Below are 20,149 nucleotides of genomic sequence, written 5' to 3'. Positions count from 1 at the left end.
TATCTTCCTTTCTCCGTCATAGAATAAAATGGTGATACTTCTAGCAGTTCAATTTATCATCTACTTCTTCTATTTTATTATACCCTTCCTAGACGAAGATACACTTTACCTGTTTTAGGTTAGTTGATTTCAGGTACTTCGATGTAACATTATGGATAATATCACGTCAAATATTTTAAAGGAATTATAAAGGTGGGTATTTATGAAGAAATGTATTTCATTCTTGTTAATCATTTTTTTGTTGAGTGGTTGTAATACTGAAATACCTATCGTTAAAGAGCAAGTACCGAGTGAAAAGGGAAACATCACAGAAACTATAAGCGAGAACGAACAGTTCATTTTGACAGTGCGAACAGAAAAGGAAGAATACCAAGTTGGCGAGCCATTAGAAATCACTGCTACGCTTGCTTATAAGGGAGAAACAGACACGGTTACAGTGGCACATAGCGGAACGCCAATATTATTTGAAACGACAAATTTAACGAAAGACTATCAATTCGGGTGGGCTATGAATACACCTTTGTATATCGAGGATTTTAAGAAAAACGAGCCTTATAAAACTGTTTATTCTTTTTCTGGTGGAAGCTATCATGAGGGGATGCCTGGTGAGCCTTATAGTGACGATGAATATAGGGAAGTTGCAAAAGGGAATCTTTCCCCGGGGAAATATGAAATTAAAGCGATGACTAAATTATCAGTGGGAGAAAATCCAACACTAAATAAAGTAGAATTAGAAGCTAACATTATTTTTACAGTCGTCGAATAAGCAATACAATTTATGTTAAGTTGGTCAAACCTAGTGTCCACCAATTGCTAGTTAACCTCTGTTAAACGATTCTGTTGTTATGGACGAAAATCCCCTCGCTTTCGCTTTCCGCGGACGAACAGCCAAGCCTCCTCGGCGCAACAGGATGTTGTTGCCACATGGATGTGGCGATCTTAGGATTTGTTCCTGTAAACTCGCTATGGGGTCTTGGCACCCCGTTTTTCCACAGGAGTCTCACGGATTTTCGTCACAAAATATATGCTTCTAAAAAACAACAGCCTAATTTTAAATAGCTTTTTATTAAGACAGGATTTTTCGAAGTGATTTAACGGACTCCTCACTACTCACTTCTATAAAATGACCTAACAGATAGTCCCTTGCCGCTTTTTTTTCCATGTCGATACGTTCAATTTTATTTCTGCTTGCCCAAGAATCATACGTCTCAAAAGCTGTACTGCTCCAGCCATTCTTTTCTCCCTCTATATTTTTCTTGTCTTGTGTACCTGAAATGACAATATCCATTGTTCCTTGTAACTCTAATAAAGCATTTTCAAATAATTTCTTTTGATCCTTATGAGTTAACCCCCCTTAGTACCCTCGTATCAATTCCCTCTTCTTGTCTAATCAACTTATAGATAGTTAATGCTTCTTTTGTTACCATACCATCAAAATAACGATCTTCAACCGATTCAGTGTAGCCAAGAACTTTTTTTACATATGGTAGTAACTGACGAGATACTAAGATGGATTTTTTCTTCATAAACTTCCCGTACCCTGCAATACCATCAGTAGGAAATTTTGTTCTCCAAATCCAAGGATCTAACTCTGTATCGGAATGCCAAGAGTCTGGTGAGGTGATGCCATGTAAAGAAGGAAAGCCAGGTATTAAAGGAGCGAGTGGAAGTAATCCTATCTCCTCAACTACTTTTATAGCTTCTTCATATGTTTTCACTTTATATTCCATCACTTATTGCCCCCTTAAAACAATCATTTTTCTTCACTAGTTATCCACGAAGCCACCTAAAAGGAGAGCCCTCACTGAAGGCTCTCCCTCATTTGTTATACAAATAATCGTTTATTTTTAAATGCAATTAAACTTACTGCGGCTAATAGTATGCTCGACACGATAAATACAGCACGCACTCCAAGTAAATCTGCTAATATTCCAATAAATAACGAAGAAATCCCAAATACACCTGTTACAACTGCTCCCATCGATGTATATACAGTTACAAGTTTTTCAGGTGTAACGCTTCGTTGAATTATTGTTCCTTGTGGGATATTTTTAAGTTGGCCAAACATACCAATGCCTGCTGATAGAATTAGTGCTATCACAGGATTACTTGTTGTACTAAATAATATAGTTAAGATACTTGAAATGAAGGCTCCTACGAATATAAAACGGTACTTATATTGGTCAACAAGATGAGAAAATTTCAAACAATATAGACTACCTATTAATAAGCCAATGAAAAACGCTCCATTTATCAGGCCCCACCATTGTTCACCGACATGTAGTGCTTGCTCGACAAATACATAAACAATAGCAGCAATCCACACCGTTCCAGCAATTGTCTCTAAAATATCCATTTGAATCGTTGTTTTCAGCACTGGAGTTGTACCAATACTCTTCCATCCTTCGGTAAGTCGTAGCCAAAAATTTTGTTCTCTTTCCTCTATATGATTCACATGTGGAAGGAAGCTCAAAAATAGATACGACAATACAAAAAGAAAACATACAATCCAGATTAATTGAATTGTAGTAATTACAAGCAATAACAGTCCTCCGAAAAACCATGCTCCAATTTGAATTATTTGAGTAGTAGATTCAGCTATACTATTAGCCTTTACTAACTTTTCATCCTCCACATAGTAAGGAAAAAAAGTATGCATTATCGGATTCGCACAGCCGTCTAGAAGCGCTATTCCGGCAATGAAGAAAAAGATGAAATAATAATTCGTATCTTGTAAAAACAGAAAAACAAAAGAACCTAGTCCGATTAATAGTATTGTTTTTCCAATTTGTGATCCTACTAATAACGTTTTTAAACGCCACTTTCCGATTACTAAAGGTGTTAACAAACTCGAAATAAACATCGTGGAAGCAATCGTAAAAGGAACAAACGCGGCAATAGCGGCAGAACCTGTTAACCCAAATAATATACTAATAACACTTACAATATAAAATACGTCCCCTAAATTTGCGACGGATTGACCTAGCATTAACAAAAGAAAGTTCTTGTTTGACTTCATTATTATCCCCCATATTTAATTAATGATAATCATTAAAGTGATTTAAGGGATCAAATTGGACAATTCATTGAAAAACTCCTTTAACTGAAAGCAAGTAGAAGAACCTTTGGGGGATTTAGAAGTTTTTTCTACCTGCATTATTTTTATATCCATATTATAACAATTTTCTGTTTAATCCACCATACGTTTTCTATAAACAACATTATATAAAAAAGGGGCTGTCCCTAAAGTCATATAGAGACTGAGAAATGGTCCCTTTCCCAATGTAATGATTTCCGTTTCAGACGGACGCTTTCCGCGGGCATGGCTTCATTCTCCTCAGGCCAACACGATGTTGGTCACGAAGGCGTTGCCACACGAGGTGGCGTTCTTAGCCTTCGTTCCTTTGTTCGCTCCTGCGGGGCCTTCAGCTCACGCTATTCCCGCTGGAGTCGCCGTCTTTCACTACAATCAATTGCCTACAAAAAAAGTAGTTTAATAAAAAGTATACAAAAAACAGGTGTAGAAAAAGACTCGTCTTTCTACACCTGCTTCAATTTATGGGCTTATTGGAAGCTCCCTTTATGCTAAGCTACGACTATTGATTTATCATTTTCTCGTGTTAAGTATTGAATTGTTAATAATATTGCAAAAATGATTAGCCCCGCGATATCTGAATAGCCTTCTGGATAGATAAGTAATAGTCCCGCACCAACTGCGAATATTCTTTCAATCCACGTTACTTTTCGATACCAAAATCCAACAATTCCTGCACCGATTGAAATCATTCCGGTCATCGCAGTAAATACAACCCAAATTATCTCCGGTATGGTTGTATCTATCATTAATAATGTTGGTGAGAATACAACCATATAAGGGATAATAAAAGCAGCTATTGCTAACTTCGAAGCTTCTATTCCGGTTTTTATTGGATCTCCACCTGAAATACCAGATGCAGCAAAGGCGGCGAGGGCAACAGGTGGGGTTATATCCGCGATAATTCCGAAATAGAACACGAAGAAATGTGCGGATAATAACACGACTAATGGTACAGCGCTTTGTGGAACATCAGGTGCTAACAATGCGATAATAGCTGGCGCTGCAATCGTCGAAGTAATCACGTAGTTAGCTGTTGTAGGAGCGCCCATCCCTAAAATAAGAGACGCAATCATCACAAAGAACAATGTTAATATAATACTTCCGCCAGCAAGTTTTACTAAGCTCGTTGCTAAACTTAAACCTAATCCAGTTTTAACAACAACTCCTACGATAATCCCAGCACATGCAGTAGCAGCTACAACTCCTAGAGCTGTGCGTGCACCATCAACCAATGCATCCAATATATCTAGAGGGCCTATTCGCGTTTCTTTATTAATCATACCTACAACGATACACGCGAGTATGCCGTATAATGCAGAATGAATGACAGGAACCCCTACCATCATCAAAACAATAATTAAGAAAATCGGTAAAATTAAATAAAGCTTTTTTAAAATTTCTTTACGGTCTGGCATTTGCTCATCCGTTAAACCACGTAGTCCTAAGCGCTTTGCTTCAAAGTGCGTCATAATCCAAATGCCAGCAAAATAAAGTAAAGCAGGAATTGCAGCGGCTTTAGCTATATCCCAGTATGTCACGCCTCTTCCGATAAATTCAACCATTAAGAACGCTGCTGCTCCCATAATTGGTGGCATCAACTGTCCACCAGTGGATGAGGACGCTTCTACTGCACCAGCAAACTCCTTTTTATAGCCAAGCGATTTCATCATCGGTATCGTATAAGCACCTGATGTTACTACGTTTGCTACAGAGCTTCCTGAAATCGTTCCTTGCAAGGCAGATGAGAAAATCGCTACTTTCGCGGGACCACCTATTAGCTTGCCTGCAACCGCAACAGATAAATCATTAAAATATTCACCAACGCCGGTTTTCATTAAAAACGCACCGAATAATAAGAACGCGAAAATATATGTCGAAGAAACGGCAAGTGGCGTTCCTAAAATTCCGTCCGTCGTATAGAACATTAAATTAACGATATTATCAAGACTTTGCCCACGATGCGCCATAAAAGCCGGGAAATAGCGCCCGAAATATGCATACACTAAAAACAAAATAGCAATAATTGTAATTGGCAAACCTACAGCTCGTCTTGCCGCCTCTAAAACGAGTACGATTGCAACTAATCCTACGAAAAAGTCCATTCCCTCTAGCGCGCCTAAGCTCTGTACTAAACGATGATAATTAATCGTCCAATAGCTTCCAACCAGGATCGCTCCTGCTGCTAAAATAAAATCGTAAAATGGAATCTTTGTTTTCGAAAGTTTTCGCCGTGCTGGAAATAGTAAGAAAACAAATACTAACCCGAATCCTAGATGGACTGTTCGTTGAATTTGCGCTGGAAATTGACCAAAAATAGCGGTGTACAGCTGAAATAAAGAAAATGCCATTAAGCCAATGTAAATAACATATTTTAATACCCCACTTAAAGTACGTGTATTCGATTCCAGGTCGTACTTTTCTAAAATTGCCTGTTGTTCCTCTGCTGACAATTCTTCAAAATGATTGTCTTGAAGTTTGGAGTTTTTCTTATCGTCCATTCAATTTGACTCCTTTCATTTTTTCATATAAAGAAAGTTTCTTCACTTCGAACAAATATGACTTACCTCTTACAAGCTCCTCTTTTAAATTAAAATACTTTGCCCCATATATAAAATTCAACCTATAGTCGACATCACCAATATGTAAGGTAAAATTCGGTAAAATTGCTTCATTGTATTGCAACGTGTAAATCCCATCCTCATATAGTAATGTTTGACCCTCCTCCGCATAACTCGGCATACCAATTGCGACATCGCTGTATTTCATCGACATTAAACGAATTTCCTTCGAATCTAGCACTTTATAACTTTCAATAACATCGGTCAGATGAATGGAGTGGGTAAAAACAATCTGAAAATCTTTAACGTCATTTAATGATATATAGTGAAGGCTTGGGTTTTCATTTCTTGTTTCCGTAAAGGTAAACGCCGTCCAAAATGGAATAAAGAAGAAACAAATCACGAGAAAGATGAAAAGCGTTGCAAGTTTTTTTTTCACGTAGTGACTATACCCCACTTTATCAAAAAGAGGCTCGAAGCTATTCGCAACAGAGCCTCTCATTTACTGTTTAATTATTTGTTTACTTCATCAAAATATTTTTGAGCACCTGGATGAACTTCAATATTGATACCGTTTAATCCAGTTTCAGCTTTTATAAATGTACCTTTTGCATGGCTAATTTTTTCTGTGTTATCATAAATCGCTTTTGTCATTTCGTATACAAGGTCTTCAGGAAGATCCTTTTTAACCGCTATCATTGCAAGTACAGATACTGTTGGCACTTCAGCTTCTAATCCGTAAGTCCCTGCAGGAATCACATCTACCGCATAATATGGATACTTTTTGATTAATGCTTCTGCTTTGTCAGCACTTACTGGGATGATAGATACTTTATTTGTAGCGTTTAATGCTTCCACTGCACCTGTTGGATAACCTGCTGTTATGAATGCAGCGTCGATTTGTCCCGATTGGATTCCTTCTGTTGACTCTCCAAAGTCTAGGTTTTGGGCTTCGATGTCATCTTCAATTGATAATCCATGAATTTCAAGTAATTGTTCTGCGTTTGCATAAGTACCAGAACCTGGTGCCCCTACAGAAACTTTTTTGCCTTTTAAATCTTCGAATGATTTAATACCTGAATCAGCTAAAGTTACTAACTGTACTGTCTCTGGGTAAAGCGCGCCTAAAGCAGATATAGTATCAATTTTTTTACCCTCAAACATTAAAAGACCTTCCGTTGCATAGTAAGCAATGTCCGTTTGTACGAAAGCAATTTCACCTTCGCCACTTTGCATCGCTGTCATATTCGCAGCTGATGCTTGAGAAACTTCGGCAGTAGTTTTAATTCCTGTTTCTGTTGAAATTAAATCCGCAAATGTCCCTCCAAGTGCATAATAAGTCCCTTGTGTGCCACCAGTTAATATACTTAAAAAATCATAATCCTCTTTAGTTTTTCCAGATCCTTCTCCAGAACCACTATCAGTTGAATTACAAGCTGATAATACTAATAGAGCAATTACACTTAGGACTGTTAACCATTTAAACTGTTTTTTCCTCAAACTATTTTCCCCCTTTATAACTATTTTTCCCACCCAATATTAATTTTACCACACCTCTCAACTAAATTGTCAAACTATTAAATTAATCAGTATATTTTGACGAATAAAAAATGGATACTATGTTAATGTACTAACATAGTATCCATCGGTTTAAATTTAATTAAGAACAGCTATCATACGTTGTATTTTTTACTTTCGAGCCCGTTTCGCCTCTAAGTAAGTCGCCTTCTGTCGCTTCAATGATTTGGTTTGTTACATTGTTTGAAATAGAGTTTGCAACTAATTGTAGAAGACTATTGACATCACCTTGTGATTGTTTAAATTCTTGTACAATTGGAAGATTATCAATTTCTTCTTCAATTGCTGTAATCTTACCTTCGATCATATTTAAAGCTTTTTCTTTACCTAAATGTTGGAAGTTCACCGCTTGTTTTTGTAAACTTTTTAGGCTAGCAATTTTTTCTCGCACCGTTTGATTTTCATTAATTTGTGCTTCTGCACGTTTAAAGAACTCAACTTCTTCTGTATTTGCAATCATTGTCGCAATTTCTTTTGCTTTTTCGATAATATCGTCTCGTGTATATTTAGTAGTCATTATATTTCCACCTTTTGTCCTTTTGGCATTTCAACTAGTTCACCAGTAAGTGACCATGTTTTTGCCTCAATAATTTTTACTTGTACTAGCTGACCAATAATTTCCTTTGGTCCAACAAAGTTTACTAGCTTACTTTTTCTTGTATAGCCTGCAAGTACTTCCGGGTTATTTTTACTTTCACCTTCTACAAGCACTTCTACAATTTGACCATCATGCTTTTTCATTGCTTCTGCAGACATGTCGTTTACTAACTTATTTAAACGCTGTAATCGATCTTTTTTCACTTCCATCGGCACATTATCAATCATTTTTGCAGCTGGTGTACCTTCTCGAGGAGAATAAATATACGTATAAGCAATTTCGAAACCTACTTCTTTATAGAGAGACATTGTTTCTTCGAATTGCTCATCTGTCTCATTCGGGAATCCTACAATAATATCTGTTGATAATGATGCATTTGGAATGGCAGCTTTAATCTTACGAACTAGTTCTAAATAATGCTCTCTTGTATATTTACGGGCCATAATTTTTAAAATATCAGAGGATCCAGATTGAACAGGTAAATGAATATGTTCTACTAAATTTCCACCTTTTGCAAGGACTTCGATTAAATGATCATCGAAATCTCTTGGATGACTCGTCATAAAGCGAATTCTTGCTACATCTATTTTTCGAAGATCGTCCATTAAATCACCAAAACGATATTCTAAATCATCAAAGTCTTTTCCGTAAGCATTTACGTTTTGCCCTAATAATGTTATTTCTTTATAACCTTGAGCCGCAAGATGTCTAATTTCTTGAATAATATCCTCTGGACGACGACTACGTTCTTTTCCTCGTGTGTAAGGAACGATACAATATGTACAGAATTTATCACAGCCATACATGATATTTACCCAAGCTTTAATAGATCCTTTTCGAACGCGAGGTAAGTTTTCAATAACGTCGCCTTCTTTAGACCAAACTTCAATTACCATTTCTTTTGAAAGGTATGCTTCGTTTAGAATGTTAGGGAGACGGTGAATATTATGTGTTCCAAAAATCATATCTACTTGATCATACGTTTTTAATATTTTCTTTACTACAGATTCTTCTTGGGACATACAGCCACAAACACCGATTAAAACGTCTGGATTATTTCGTTTAAGGTGTTTTAAATGGCCAAGCTCACCAAATACTTTATTTTCTGCATTTTCACGAATAGCACATGTATTTAAAAGAATGACATTTGCATCGTCTACCGTATTTGTCGGTTCATAGCCTAGCTGCATGAATATACCAGCCATAACTTCTGTGTCGTGTTCATTCATCTGACAGCCATAAGTTCGAATATAAAATTTACGATTTTGTCCCATTCCTCTAAATTCTTCCGCGATTGCAAAGTCATTATGATATGCGATTTCTTCTTTACCGCGTTTCTTTGCTTCTTTTAAGGATGGTGGAGTGTAAACTGCTTGAAAATATTTACTATAATCCTTTTCGGATTTTTTATCCGGAGAATTAGGTTCCTTCACTTGAGTACTTTGTAAACGTGATTCCTCGTTCATAAGAACTCTCCTTTCTTTCGTTCGTAACTAATAACTATACCCATCAACCTATTATACTGAATAGCAAGCCATAGCTACAAGGTATAAAGCTTAAAAGTGCTTAATTGGTCATAATATGCAATTATTAACAGTTTTAAGGATTCCTTTTTAGGATATGTTTCCAGATGTGATTTCTTGCGATTTGGAGCTGAGATCTTGTGATTTGCAGGCTCGATCTTGCGATTTGGACAAACTATGTTTCGATTCAATCGGGTTATCTTGCGATTTGGTATTCTGAGGCGGTGTTCTTGCGATTTGCAGGCTCGATCTTGCGATTTAGACATACTATGTTGCGATTCGATCGGGTTATCTTGTGATTTGCTATTCTGAGGCGGTATTCTTGCGATTCGTAGGCTCGATCTTGCGATTTGGACATACTATGTTGCATTTCGATCGGGTTATCTCGCGATTTGCTAAAAAATTGCAAGCACCAGCGTCTGGATATTTAATTGCTCGTAGAAAATTGACTTCATTTCTAAGCAAAAAAAAACTACCCATGTATTTATCGAATACGTGGGTAGTTTTGCTTTCATTACATGAAATCTTGTATCAAAGCATTAAATTCTTTTTCGCTCATTTTTAAGTCATGATCTACAAGTGGTGTTGTAGAGTATCCAGGAACCTGTGCTTGGTAAGATGGAGCATTTTCGTTTTGATATATAATACCAGTTACAAGTCCTTCGTTTTCCATTACCATTTTCATTGCTTCTTCACGATTTGTATGATCGTAGCCTTCCACATTAGAAAGCTTTGTTAGGTTTTCTTTAAACCAATCATACGTATTTACTTTATTGTATGTTACACAAGGGCTAAACACATTTATAAATGAGAACCCTTTATGATTGATTCCCGCTTCAATAATTGCCGTTAGCTCTTTAATATCCGAAGAAAATCCTTGTGCTACAAATGTTGCTCCTGATGTAAGTGCCAATTCAAGCGGTTTTACAGATGGTTCGATTGCTCCACCTGGTGTTGATTTTGTTTTAAAACCTTCCGCTGAACGTGGAGATGTTTGACCTTTTGTTAGTCCGTAGATTTGATTGTCCATGACTACGTATGTTATATCGATATTACGACGAATAGAGTGAATTGTATGACCCATACCGATGGCAAAGCCGTCACCGTCACCACCAGAAGCGATTACGTGAAGGTCTTTATTGGCCATTTTTAAGCCTTGTGCAATCGGTAGTGCTCTACCATGAATACCGTGGAAACCATATGAATGGATATATCCAGATATACGTCCAGAACAACCAATACCAGAAATTACTGCTAAATCATGAGGTTGGATGCCAACATTGGCTGCCGCTCGTTGAATAGCCGCTTGAACAGAAAAGTCACCACATCCTGGACACCAGTTTGGTTTTACATTATTACGAAAATCCTTAAATGTTACCATCTGTTAGCAACTCCTTTACTTGTTTTTCAAGCTGTAATGGTAAGAATGGTGTACCGTCATATTTCGTTGCGTTGATCACTTTATCATGACCGCCAACATTCATTTTTAAAATGCTTGCTAATTGACCAGTCGCATTGTTTTCAACAACAATTACTTTTTTTGCATTTGCAACAAGTGGTTGCATTTCTTCTGCTGGGAATGGGTGAATTAATCGAATATGTGCATGATTCACTTTCATTCCTTGTGAAATTAGTGTTTGCTGTAATTCTTCTAAAACACCTCTTGTAGAATTAAATCCAACAAATAATATATCAGCTTCTTCATAAGGTGCGTTCACGTAAACAGGTTCATTAAAGTTAATATACTTTAGTTTTCCTAGACGCTTGTCCATCTGAGCAATACGATTAGAAGCCGATTCAGATGGCTTCCCTGTTTCATCATGCTCTACCCCAGTAACATGGTGAATTGCATGCTCCGTTCCTGGTAAAACACGTGGTGAAACGCCATCCTCTGTTACTTCAAAACGCTTGAAGTAAGATTTGTCTACTGCTTCTGGAATTTCTTCATTTTGTACTAATTTACCGCGACGAATGTCAATTTTCGAATAGTCAAATGGCTCTACCGTTTGTTTACCTAGTGAAAGTTGTAAGTCAGATAAAATAATAACAGGAAGTTGTAATTCCTCTGCTATATTAAAAGCTTGAATTGTATCATAAAACGCTTCTTCTCCGGTACTTGGTGCAATTACAACTTTTGGAATTTCACCATGTGTCCCGTAAATCATTTGCATAAGATCGGATTGTTCTTGTTTTGTAGGAAGTCCTGTAGATGGGCCACCGCGTTGCGTATCGACAATGACAAGTGGTTGTTCTGTCATACCTGACAAACCAATTGCTTCCATCATTAGAGATAATCCTGGTCCTGCTGAAGCTGTAAATGCACGTACCCCACCATAGTTAGATCCAATCGCCATTGTAGCAGCTGCAATTTCATCTTCTGTTTGAATAACTGCTCCACCAAATAACGGTAGTTTCTTAATCATGTATTCCATAATCTCCGAAGCAGGAGTGATTGGATAAGCTGCCATAAATCGAACACCTGCAGCTAATGCACCCATTGCGATTGCGTCGTTACCTATCATGAACATACGGTGTTTTCCGTCTGCTGGAGCAAGCTCCCACTCACCTAGACGATCACCTAATTGTGCAGCCATTGTATCGTAGCCATGTTGGATTGCTTGCATATTCTTCTCGACAACTTCTACACCTTTTTTGCCGAAAATCTCATCTACTACCCCTTGGAATACCGCCTTATCTAAGTTTAATAAAGCGGAAGTAGCACCGATTGCTACCATGTTTTTCATAAGAGATGTACCCAGTTCTGCCGCAACTTCTGTAAATGGAACTACATACATTGGTGCAACACAGTCTTCTGGTACTTCTGGTGAAAATTTCGCATCTGCCAAGATAACACTTTTCTCAGTTAACTCTTTGTAATTGACATCTATTGTTTCTTGATCAAATGCTACTAAAATATCTAAATCATCTGAAATAGTACGTACTTGCGTTGGACGTACACAGATTTTATTATTTGTGTGGCCACCTTTAATTCGAGAAGAGAAATGACGGTATCCGTATAGGTAAAATCCGAGGCGATTCATAGCCATTGAGAAGATTTCCCCTGTACTTTCAATACCCTCTCCTTGCTGCCCTCCTACTTTCCAAGAAAGCTGTTGCAACATATAAACATCTCCTTACTATCTGGTTAAATGCTTTTTTCCTTCATTAGTTTATCATGAAGTAGCATTATTCACTATGTATTCACTGTATTTTTAAAAAAAATCAGACCTTTGACGGAAAAGCACTGTCACATTTTATTCAGAAAAGGAGTTGACCAAAAGTCACTTTTGGTCAACCCCTTTGCGACGAGCTTGCGCAGGAGAAAAGTTTTCACTACCACGAAACTAGCGAAGCAATACATTCTAAAATGTGGGCTGTCCCTATTTAATGACCAAAAGTGAAGCCGCTACTGTTGTCAGTAGCGACTTCCTATTTATTTCGACTTTTTTTCTACCAATAACTTCAAAGCAGTTCGGTCTTCACCTGCAATAATAATATCCGTAAAAGCAGGGGAGCAAGTTAAGTCTGTGCCACTAGGTGCAACAAATCCTCTTGCAATAGCAATCGCTTTTATCGCTTGATTTAATGCACCAGCACCAACTGCTTGCATTTCTGCATACCCTTGTTCTCTAATTACTGCAACCAATGCACCAGCAACTGAATTGGGGTTAGATCGAGAAGATACTTTTAAAGAATCCACTATAATTTCTCCTTTTATCGCTAGATTATGAACTTGCTTTCGTTCATAAACTAACTTATGCTTGGGAGAATTTTTTTAGACTCTTTTATCCCTTAAATGGGTAATCATCGTTTATATAAATTCGTTCTTGATGAATTGCTTTCCCAGTGAAGTTATCAACTTCAACAAAGAAACCACTTAATACAGAACGTCCACTTTTCGGTACTTCAAAGCGAGTAGGCATATTTGTTTGAAAACGATATAATACGTCTTCTTTTTTCATCCCTAACACTTCATCGTATGGGCCCGTCATTCCAACATCAGTTATATAAGCTGTTCCTCCAGGTAAGATTCGTGAATCCGCCGTTTGAACATGTGTATGAGTGCCTACTACAACGGATGCTTTCCCATCTAAATGCCATCCAAACGCAATTTTTTCACTTGTTGCTTCCGCATGAAAATCAACAAAAATAATAGGCGATAATTTTTGTGCTTCTTCTACTAGTTCTGTAGCTTTTTTAAATGGATCGTCATGAGGCGGTAAAAATGTTCTACCGTGCATATTAATGACCGAAACAGTATGTCCATTTTTTGTAATGGATGTCATACCTTTTCCTGGAGCTTCATCTGAAAAGTTAGCTGGACGAATCAAGTAATCCGTATCATCAATAAAGTCCATAATTTCCTTCTGATCCCATGTGTGGTTACCCATTGTCACAACATCCACTCCCATGTGTAACAGGGATTGAAAAATGCTCTTTGTAATACCACGGCCAGCAGCAGCATTTTCACCATTTGCAATAACAACATCTGGACTGTATTTTCTTTTTAATCTTGGTAAATAGCTTTCTAATGTATCTCTACCAATTGAACCTACGATATCACCTATAAATAAAATCTTCATTTCTTTTAACGTCCTCTCACGAAAAAAAGGCTTCTTTTCGAAGCCTCCTTGTAATACTAAAATCTAACATAATAAAACTCTACTTCGGACTAATTGAAAGTGTTTTTCAAAAGTCTGAAATCATTTTTTATTTAGCGTATTCCACAGCTCTTGTTTCTCTGATTACTGTCACTTTAATATGACCAGGGTAATCAAGTTCTTCTTCGATTCGTTTACGAATATCTCTAGCCAAACGATGAGCAGTTAAATCATCAATTTGATCAGGACGAACCATAATACGAATCTCTCTTCCTGCTTGAATGGCAAAAGATTTTTCTACTCCATCGTATGATTCTGAAATTTCTTCCAGTTTCTCTAAACGACGAATATAGTTTTCTAATGTTTCACTTCTTGCGCCAGGACGTGCAGCAGACAGTGCATCTGCAGCAGCAACTAATACTGCTATAACAGAAGTAGCTTCTGTATCTCCATGATGGGAAGCAATACTGTTAATGACTACTGGATGTTCTTTATATTTCGTTGCAAGCTCCACACCAATCTCTACATGGCTTCCTTCGACTTCATGATCGATTGCTTTCCCAATATCGTGAAGTAAACCAGCACGTCTTGCAAGCGTAACGTCTTCTCCAAGTTCCGCTGCTAAAAGACCAGCTAAGTAAGCTACTTCAGTTGAGTGCTTCAACACATTTTGCCCATAACTTGTACGATAACGTAATCGGCCAAGAATTTTCATTAGATCAGGATGTAAATTGTGAATACCAATATCAAACGTTGTTTGTTCACCAATTTCACGAATTTGTTCATCCACTTCTCTTCTAGACTTCTCTACCATTTCCTCAATACGGGCTGGATGAATTCGTCCATCTTGCACTAGTTTTTCGAGTGCTAAACGGGCAGTTTCTCTTCGTATTGGATCAAATCCAGATAGAATTACAGCTTCTGGTGTGTCATCAATAATTAAATCGATACCTGTTAAAGTTTCTAGCGTACGAATGTTTCGACCTTCCCGACCAATGATTCGACCTTTCATTTCATCGTTTGGTAAATTAACAACCGAAACTGTTGTTTCTGCTACATGATCCGCTGCAAATCGTTGTAGAGCAAGTGAAAGGATCTCACGAGATTTTTTATCCGATTCTTCTTTCGCTCTTGTTTCTGATTCCTTCGTCATCACAGCAATATCTGTAGCAAGTTCATTTTCTACTTCTTGAAGAATAATTGATTTTGCTTCTTCTCTTGTTAAAGTAGAGATTCTTTGTAGCTCGCTTTGTTGCAATGCAACTAGTTCGTCCACTTTACTTTCCTTCTGTTCGATATGCTGTTGTCTTTCGGTTAGAGCATCTTCTTTACGCTCAAGGCCAACTTCTCTCTTGTTTAGAGCATCATCTTTTCGATCAAGATTCTCTTCTCTTTGTAATAACCGATTTTCCTGTTTTTGCAGTTCCATACGGCGTTCACGGATGTCAGATTCTGCTTCAGTTCGTAATTGGTGAGTTTCATCTTTGGCTTCTAATAGTGCTTCTTTCTTCAATGCTTCAGCTTCTCGCTTTGCTTCATCTAAGATGAGTGCTGAAGATTGTTTTGCACCAGTCACTTTAGAATCGTTCACTTTTTTCAGATAATTATAACCAAAAAGAGCACCGACAATCAGGCCAAGCAAAGCGGAGATGATAATTTCATATGGCATTTGAACACCCCCTATTGCTATACTTTTAAGTTTCAGTCGGCACATATATGCTAAAAGCATTACATGTATTGCCTTTTTCATCATTTTATAAAGAAAAGAAATTATACAATTTTAATTGTATAGATGTAGAAATACTCTGTCAAGGAAACGGGATGAATATTATAAAGAAAAGGTAAGGGGGCCCCTCTATTAGTACAAATGCTTGAGGGTCAAGAAGTAGGAACAATTGTAAATGGTTGTAAATGGGTATCCTCAGATTGAGGATTATATACTCTTCTAGAAAGATAAAGCACAAAGCTTTAACTAATATCACACGTGTTGATTAACCAAAAGTACCCAGTAAATTGCTTATTAAAATGGTGATAACACACTAGACACTCTATGTATAGGTGCTTTTGGAGCGCTTGGAACTCGCATTTCTTGTAAAATTTTAATGGTGTAAATTGGATAATCAACAGCCGTGATTTCACATACTGTTTTATCTATCAAAAAAAGCCCCTCCAAAATGGAGAGGCTTTCAGATATATTATTTTTCGTCCAATAATAAGTCGAATTCTTCGTCTTCTTCCTCTTCATGAGCTTCTACTGTAACCGAGCTACCTGTCATCCCGAGTGATTCACGAATTTTAGATGCAATTTCGCTTTTAGTATTTGGATTTTCTTTTAGGAATTGCTTTGCATTTTCTCTACCTTGACCTATGCGTTCTTCATTATACGCATACCAAGAACCACTTTTTTGGATTATATCAAGGTCTGATCCAATATCGACAATTTCTCCTTCTTGAGAAATTCCTTCTCCATACATAATATCAACTTCTGCTGTTTTAAATGGAGGTGCTACTTTATTTTTTACTACTTTGATTTTCGTTTTGTTACCAACGATATCCGTCCCTTGTTTAATAGCCTCTGCACGTCTTACTTCTAAACGTACGGAACTATAAAATTTAAGTGCGCGTCCACCTGGTGTTACTTCAGGGTTACCAAACATTACCCCAACTTTTTCTCGAATTTGATTAATAAAAATAGCAATTGTATTAGATTTGTTAATAACACCTGAAAGCTTACGTAATGCTTGTGACATTAAACGTGCTTGAAGACCAATATGTGAATCTCCCATTTCTCCTTCAATTTCCGCTTTCGGTACTAGAGCTGCAACTGAGTCAATTACTAAAATTTCTACTGCACCACTACGTACTAACGCTTCTGCGATTTCAAGCGCTTGCTCCCCTGTATCTGGTTGTGATAAAAGTAATTCGTCAATATTAACCCCTAGTTTTTGAGCATAAACTGGGTCCAACGCATGCTCTGCATCAATAAAAGCGGCTTGACCGCCAGTTTTTTGGATTTCTGCAATTGCATGAAGTGCTACTGTAGTTTTACCTGAGCTTTCTGGTCCATAAATCTCAATAATACGTCCTCGTGGATATCCACCTATCCCTAGTGCTGAATCAAGTGCTAATGAACCACTGGAAGATGTAGAAATTTGACGATCGGTTTTTTCTCCTAGTCTCATAACCGAACCCTTACCAAATTGTTTCTCTATTTGTTTTAAAGCCATTTCTAAAGCCGCTTTACGATCATTGCTCAACTGCATTTCCTCCTTAAAAGATATTCTCTTTTTTAATCCTATTCTTACTATACTCGGTTTTTGAGAAATATACAAGAAAAAAGCGAACGTTTATTCGTTTATTTTTCACAACTATTTCATTTTAGTAACTAAAAACGGCTCAAAATTAGATTTTGGGCCGTTTTTTATGTTCAAAATTAAATTCTTGCATTCCCTTGTTCACGAAGTAATCGTATTAAATAGTGAATGGTAAATTTGACTGCTCTAAGTCTGTTTGTATTTCTCATACCTGAGAGGCTCAATTTATATGAAATAGGTGCCATTTCTCCGTAAGCAATACCAATCCAAACAGTACCCGCTGGTTGGCCTCCATGTCCATCTGGTCCAGCCGCTCCAGTTATTCCAATACCAATATTCGTATTAAATTTTTCTTTCACCCGAACTGCCATTTCTTCTGCACATTGACTAGAAACAACGCTAAACTCTTTAATGATCGCTTCATTAACACCTAATTGTTTTATTTTCACATCTTCTGTATAAGTAATCATTCCACCTACTAATGCTTCACCCATACCAGGTACAGCTGCAAGTTCTGATTGGAATAAACCCGCTGTCATACTTTCTGCAGCAGAAATCGTTAACTCATTTTCGATTAAGATGTCTCGTAGTTTGGAAGCAAGCGAGTCATTATTATAACCATACACAAACTTGCCAACTCTATGTAGAATCTCGGCCTGTAAAGCTTCGATCCTTTGCCAAGCATCCTTTTCTGTATTACTTTTAGCAGTAAGTCTTAAAGTAACTTCTCCGTCTGATGCTAGTGGAGCAAGCGTTGGATTTGTCTGATTGTCTAATAAATCTTGCACTTTCGTCTCTAATTCTGCTTCGCCAATTCCAAAGAAGCGAATAACATGTGACATAATTACTGTTTCATTATGTAAAAGTTTTAGTAGCAATGGTTTAGCTTCAAATTGAAACATTGGTTCCATTTCTTTTGGTGGCCCCGGAAGTAACATATAGGCATGACTTTTAGTAGCTAATAACATACCAGGTGCCATTCCATGTTTATTTTCTAAAACCGTGCACCCTTCAAGTACAAGTGCTTGCTTTTTATTATTTTCGGTCATTTCACGATTAATTCGTTTAAAGAAATCTTCAATAAAAATCATTGCATTATTATCGAATACAAGTTTTTTGTTCAAATGCTTTGAGATCGTCTCTTTTGTCAAGTCATCTTTAGTTGGCCCTAATCCACCTGTAAAAATGATTAAATCTGCTCGTTCTTCTGCAATTTTAATCGAATCTAATAAACGGTTTGGATTATCACCTACAACTGTATGAAAAAAAACATCGATACCTATTTCCGCTAATTGGGAAGAAATAAATCGTGCGTTTGTATTGGATATTTGACCCAACAACAATTCCGAACCGACAGCAATAATTTCAGCTTTCATGGAAAAACTTCCTTCCTACTTAGAATCCAGTAATACTTTACGATTTATATAGAAATAATCGAATCCAGACCATAATGTAAAGAATAAACAAACATATAACATAATCATATCAAATGGAAAGTTAAATAGTTCAAAAAATACATTTCCTAATAGTAAGGAAGAAATAGCTATAATTTGTGTCCACATTTTAATTTTACCTAATTGGTTTGCAGCTACTACTTCTCCTTCGTTTGCTAGAATTAAACGAAGTCCTGTTACAGCAAACTCACGGCTAATAATTAATATAACAACCCAAGCTGGTGCAATACCAAACTGAACTAAAATAATGAGGGCAGCAGATACTAGCAGTTTATCCGCTAATGGATCTAAAAATTTCCCCATGTTTGTAACTAGATTATATTTACGCGCGTAATACCCATCAATAAAATCTGTGATCGATGCAATGATGAAAATAATTGCTCCAACTAAATGACCTACAGGAATAGTCGCACCAAGAAAACTAACATCTCCCCAGTTAAAATCTACTAGCATAAATAACATAAATACTGGAATTAAAAAAATTCGGAACATAGAGATTTGATTTGGTATATTCATTTTCATTTGCAGTAAGCTCCTTTCATTTTCAAACAAAATAGCCATCTTATAGATGACTATTTGTTAAACTGTATTACTAGATTTTGTGGTGTTCTTTCAGATGGATATTCAACTAATTGATTATTTATATATACAGATGCATTTGGAGTAGACCCTACTCTGATACGAATTCGCTCTGCATTACTAGCATCTAATGTAAATGTTTCACCAGCTTGGATTTCTCTTGCAGGCTGCATCATTTCTACACCATTTTGATCTTGAATAGATAACCATGATTTTCCTGTAGCAACTACCTTCACTTCATAGCCTTCTGCTCCAGTTAAATCATATGTAGTATTTTCACCTTGCGTAGCTCCAACTGTAATTTGTTGCTCCATAACTGGCTCTTCAACCACTTCTTCTATTGGCTCTTCTGGCTCTTCTTCTGCCGGTGGTTTCACTTCTTCTTTCGGCGGCTTTGTTTCCATCGTTAGGCCCGTCTCTGTGTCAATTTCCTCTGGTACATCTTTCGGTCCACTCTGAAATAATGTCCATACAATAACAATAATTGCAACAACAAATAATGCTACAACTAGCATAGGGAATATTTCCATAAACCTATTGGAGGATTGTCCCCCAAGTGTCCTTCTCGTAGGTGTCGGAGGTATATTTTTAGAAACATCATCGCTTGCTGAAGAAGGAATTTCTGATTTGTATGTCTCCAACAATTCGTCTCCATTTAATCCAACCGCTTCAGCATACTGTTTAATAAAAGCGCGCACATAAAATGCACCTGGCATAGTTGCATAATTTCCTTGTTCTATACTAGATAAATATCTTTTTTGAATTTTTGTTATTTCTTGTAAATCATCAATACTAAAACCTTTTGCTACTCTCGCTTCTTTTAAGCGAGCACCAAGTTCTGTCAATT

At 37.0% G+C, this 20,149-nt stretch carries 18 protein-coding genes and 1 pseudogene; 1 reads left to right on the top strand and 18 read right to left on the bottom strand.

Translation table 11 applies throughout. The features are described 5' to 3' along the window. The first annotated feature begins 202 nt into the window (after positions 1 to 202). A complete protein-coding gene (locus tag MHH81_RS06600; RefSeq protein ID WP_340919312.1) occupies positions 203 to 766 on the top strand; it encodes a membrane lipoprotein lipid attachment site-containing protein in 564 nt (187 codons plus the stop codon). Positions 767 to 1,066: 300 nt separating this feature from the next. Here the strand turns inward: MHH81_RS06600 and MHH81_RS06595 are convergent. The 18 genes and pseudogenes from MHH81_RS06595 to MHH81_RS06510 form a co-directional block, all read right to left on the bottom strand. Next, positions 1,067 to 1,291 (bottom strand): annotated as a pseudogene (locus tag MHH81_RS06595) (AlkZ-related protein); the annotation flags it as partial. 46 nt (positions 1,292 to 1,337) lie between these two features. After that, a complete protein-coding gene (locus MHH81_RS06590; protein WP_445678127.1) occupies positions 1,338 to 1,730 on the bottom strand; it encodes an AlkZ-related protein in 393 nt (130 codons plus the stop codon). Between the two features lie 95 nt (positions 1,731 to 1,825). After that, on the bottom strand, positions 1,826 to 3,019 hold the full coding sequence (locus MHH81_RS06585; protein ID WP_340919304.1) for an MFS transporter: 1,194 nt from the start codon (positions 3,017 to 3,019) through the stop codon (positions 1,826 to 1,828). Positions 3,020 to 3,585: 566 nt separating this feature from the next. Further along, positions 3,586 to 5,595, bottom strand: coding sequence for a TRAP transporter permease (locus tag MHH81_RS06580; protein ID WP_340919301.1), 2,010 nt, complete (start codon positions 5,593 to 5,595; stop codon positions 3,586 to 3,588). After that, on the bottom strand, positions 5,585 to 6,094 hold the full coding sequence (locus MHH81_RS06575) for a DUF1850 domain-containing protein (RefSeq protein ID WP_340919299.1): 510 nt from the start codon (positions 6,092 to 6,094) through the stop codon (positions 5,585 to 5,587). Before MHH81_RS06575 ends, MHH81_RS06580 begins: the two co-directional genes overlap by 11 nt. A gap of 74 nt (positions 6,095 to 6,168) precedes the next feature. Then, on the bottom strand, positions 6,169 to 7,155 hold the full coding sequence (locus MHH81_RS06570; RefSeq protein ID WP_340919297.1) for a TAXI family TRAP transporter solute-binding subunit: 987 nt from the start codon (positions 7,153 to 7,155) through the stop codon (positions 6,169 to 6,171). A 160-nt stretch (positions 7,156 to 7,315) separates the two neighbouring features. Continuing rightward, a complete protein-coding gene (locus MHH81_RS06565; RefSeq protein WP_340919295.1) occupies positions 7,316 to 7,750 on the bottom strand; it encodes a RicAFT regulatory complex protein RicA family protein in 435 nt (144 codons plus the stop codon). Then, the gene (gene miaB / locus MHH81_RS06560; protein ID WP_340919291.1) at positions 7,750 to 9,297 is read right to left on the bottom strand and encodes a tRNA (N6-isopentenyl adenosine(37)-C2)-methylthiotransferase MiaB; all 1,548 of its coding nucleotides are present in this window, start codon (positions 9,295 to 9,297) and stop codon (positions 7,750 to 7,752) included. Before miaB ends, MHH81_RS06565 begins: the two co-directional genes overlap by 1 nt. A gap of 571 nt (positions 9,298 to 9,868) precedes the next feature. Then, entirely contained in the window at positions 9,869 to 10,735 is an 867-nt protein-coding gene (locus MHH81_RS06555) for a 2-oxoacid:ferredoxin oxidoreductase subunit beta (RefSeq protein ID WP_340919289.1), read from the bottom strand. After that, positions 10,722 to 12,476 (bottom strand): 2-oxoacid:acceptor oxidoreductase subunit alpha, encoded by a 1,755-nt coding sequence (locus MHH81_RS06550; RefSeq protein WP_340919288.1) that lies wholly within the window; start codon positions 12,474 to 12,476, stop codon positions 10,722 to 10,724. The genes MHH81_RS06555 and MHH81_RS06550 overlap by 14 nt, the downstream gene beginning before the upstream one ends. Before the next feature lie 311 nt (positions 12,477 to 12,787). Continuing rightward, positions 12,788 to 13,054 carry a stage V sporulation protein S gene (locus MHH81_RS06545; RefSeq protein ID WP_340919285.1) on the bottom strand — a complete coding sequence of 89 codons (267 nt, stop codon included), beginning with the start codon at positions 13,052 to 13,054 and terminating at the stop codon, positions 12,788 to 12,790. An 85-nt stretch (positions 13,055 to 13,139) separates the two neighbouring features. Continuing rightward, positions 13,140 to 13,937 carry a TIGR00282 family metallophosphoesterase gene (locus MHH81_RS06540; protein ID WP_340919282.1) on the bottom strand — a complete coding sequence of 266 codons (798 nt, stop codon included), beginning with the start codon at positions 13,935 to 13,937 and terminating at the stop codon, positions 13,140 to 13,142. Positions 13,938 to 14,064: 127 nt separating this feature from the next. Further along, a complete protein-coding gene (rny, locus tag MHH81_RS06535) occupies positions 14,065 to 15,624 on the bottom strand; it encodes a ribonuclease Y (RefSeq protein ID WP_340919279.1) in 1,560 nt (519 codons plus the stop codon). 351 nt (positions 15,625 to 15,975) lie between these two features. Beyond that, positions 15,976 to 16,113 carry a hypothetical protein gene (locus tag MHH81_RS06530; RefSeq protein WP_340919277.1) on the bottom strand — a complete coding sequence of 46 codons (138 nt, stop codon included), beginning with the start codon at positions 16,111 to 16,113 and terminating at the stop codon, positions 15,976 to 15,978. Positions 16,114 to 16,150: 37 nt separating this feature from the next. Then, positions 16,151 to 17,212 carry a recombinase RecA gene (recA, locus tag MHH81_RS06525; protein ID WP_340919275.1) on the bottom strand — a complete coding sequence of 354 codons (1,062 nt, stop codon included), beginning with the start codon at positions 17,210 to 17,212 and terminating at the stop codon, positions 16,151 to 16,153. 176 nt (positions 17,213 to 17,388) lie between these two features. After that, the gene (locus tag MHH81_RS06520; RefSeq protein ID WP_340919273.1) at positions 17,389 to 18,645 is read right to left on the bottom strand and encodes a competence/damage-inducible protein A; all 1,257 of its coding nucleotides are present in this window, start codon (positions 18,643 to 18,645) and stop codon (positions 17,389 to 17,391) included. A 15-nt stretch (positions 18,646 to 18,660) separates the two neighbouring features. Continuing rightward, a complete protein-coding gene (gene pgsA, locus MHH81_RS06515) occupies positions 18,661 to 19,239 on the bottom strand; it encodes a CDP-diacylglycerol--glycerol-3-phosphate 3-phosphatidyltransferase (RefSeq protein ID WP_340925146.1) in 579 nt (192 codons plus the stop codon). 56 nt (positions 19,240 to 19,295) lie between these two features. Beyond that, positions 19,296 to 20,147 (bottom strand): helix-turn-helix domain-containing protein, encoded by an 852-nt coding sequence (locus MHH81_RS06510; RefSeq protein WP_340919271.1) that lies wholly within the window; start codon positions 20,145 to 20,147, stop codon positions 19,296 to 19,298. Positions 20,148 to 20,149: the final 2 nt, after the last annotated feature.

It is taken from the genome of Psychrobacillus sp. FSL H8-0484 (assembly GCF_038005325.1).
In the GTDB taxonomy this organism is placed as follows: Bacteria; Bacillota; Bacilli; order Bacillales_A; family Planococcaceae; genus Psychrobacillus.
This window is presented reverse-complemented; position numbering and strand designations above follow the sequence as displayed.

What these genes read in the sequence shown, in the direction of transcription:
- MHH81_RS06600 (WP_340919312.1), top strand. Translation starts at nt 203, where the DNA reads ATGAAGAAATGTATTTCATTCTTGTTAATCATTTTTTTGTTGAGTGGT.
- MHH81_RS06585 (WP_340919304.1), bottom strand. Translation starts at nt 3,019, where the DNA reads ATGAAGTCAAACAAGAACTTTCTTTTGTTAATGCTAGGTCAATCCGTC.
- pgsA (WP_340925146.1), bottom strand. Translation starts at nt 19,239, where the DNA reads ATGAATATACCAAATCAAATCTCTATGTTCCGAATTTTTTTAATTCCA.
- rny (WP_340919279.1), bottom strand. Translation starts at nt 15,624, where the DNA reads ATGCCATATGAAATTATCATCTCCGCTTTGCTTGGCCTGATTGTCGGT.
- MHH81_RS06565 (WP_340919295.1), bottom strand. Translation starts at nt 7,750, where the DNA reads ATGACTACTAAATATACACGAGACGATATTATCGAAAAAGCAAAAGAA.
- MHH81_RS06590 (WP_445678127.1), bottom strand. Translation starts at nt 1,730, where the DNA reads ATGGAATATAAAGTGAAAACATATGAAGAAGCTATAAAAGTAGTTGAG.
- miaB (WP_340919291.1), bottom strand. Translation starts at nt 9,297, where the DNA reads ATGAACGAGGAATCACGTTTACAAAGTACTCAAGTGAAGGAACCTAAT.
- MHH81_RS06520 (WP_340919273.1), bottom strand. Translation starts at nt 18,645, where the DNA reads ATGAAAGCTGAAATTATTGCTGTCGGTTCGGAATTGTTGTTGGGTCAA.
- MHH81_RS06555 (WP_340919289.1), bottom strand. Translation starts at nt 10,735, where the DNA reads ATGGTAACATTTAAGGATTTTCGTAATAATGTAAAACCAAACTGGTGT.
- MHH81_RS06550 (WP_340919288.1), bottom strand. Translation starts at nt 12,476, where the DNA reads ATGTTGCAACAGCTTTCTTGGAAAGTAGGAGGGCAGCAAGGAGAGGGT.
- MHH81_RS06580 (WP_340919301.1), bottom strand. Translation starts at nt 5,595, where the DNA reads ATGGACGATAAGAAAAACTCCAAACTTCAAGACAATCATTTTGAAGAA.
- MHH81_RS06540 (WP_340919282.1), bottom strand. Translation starts at nt 13,937, where the DNA reads ATGAAGATTTTATTTATAGGTGATATCGTAGGTTCAATTGGTAGAGAT.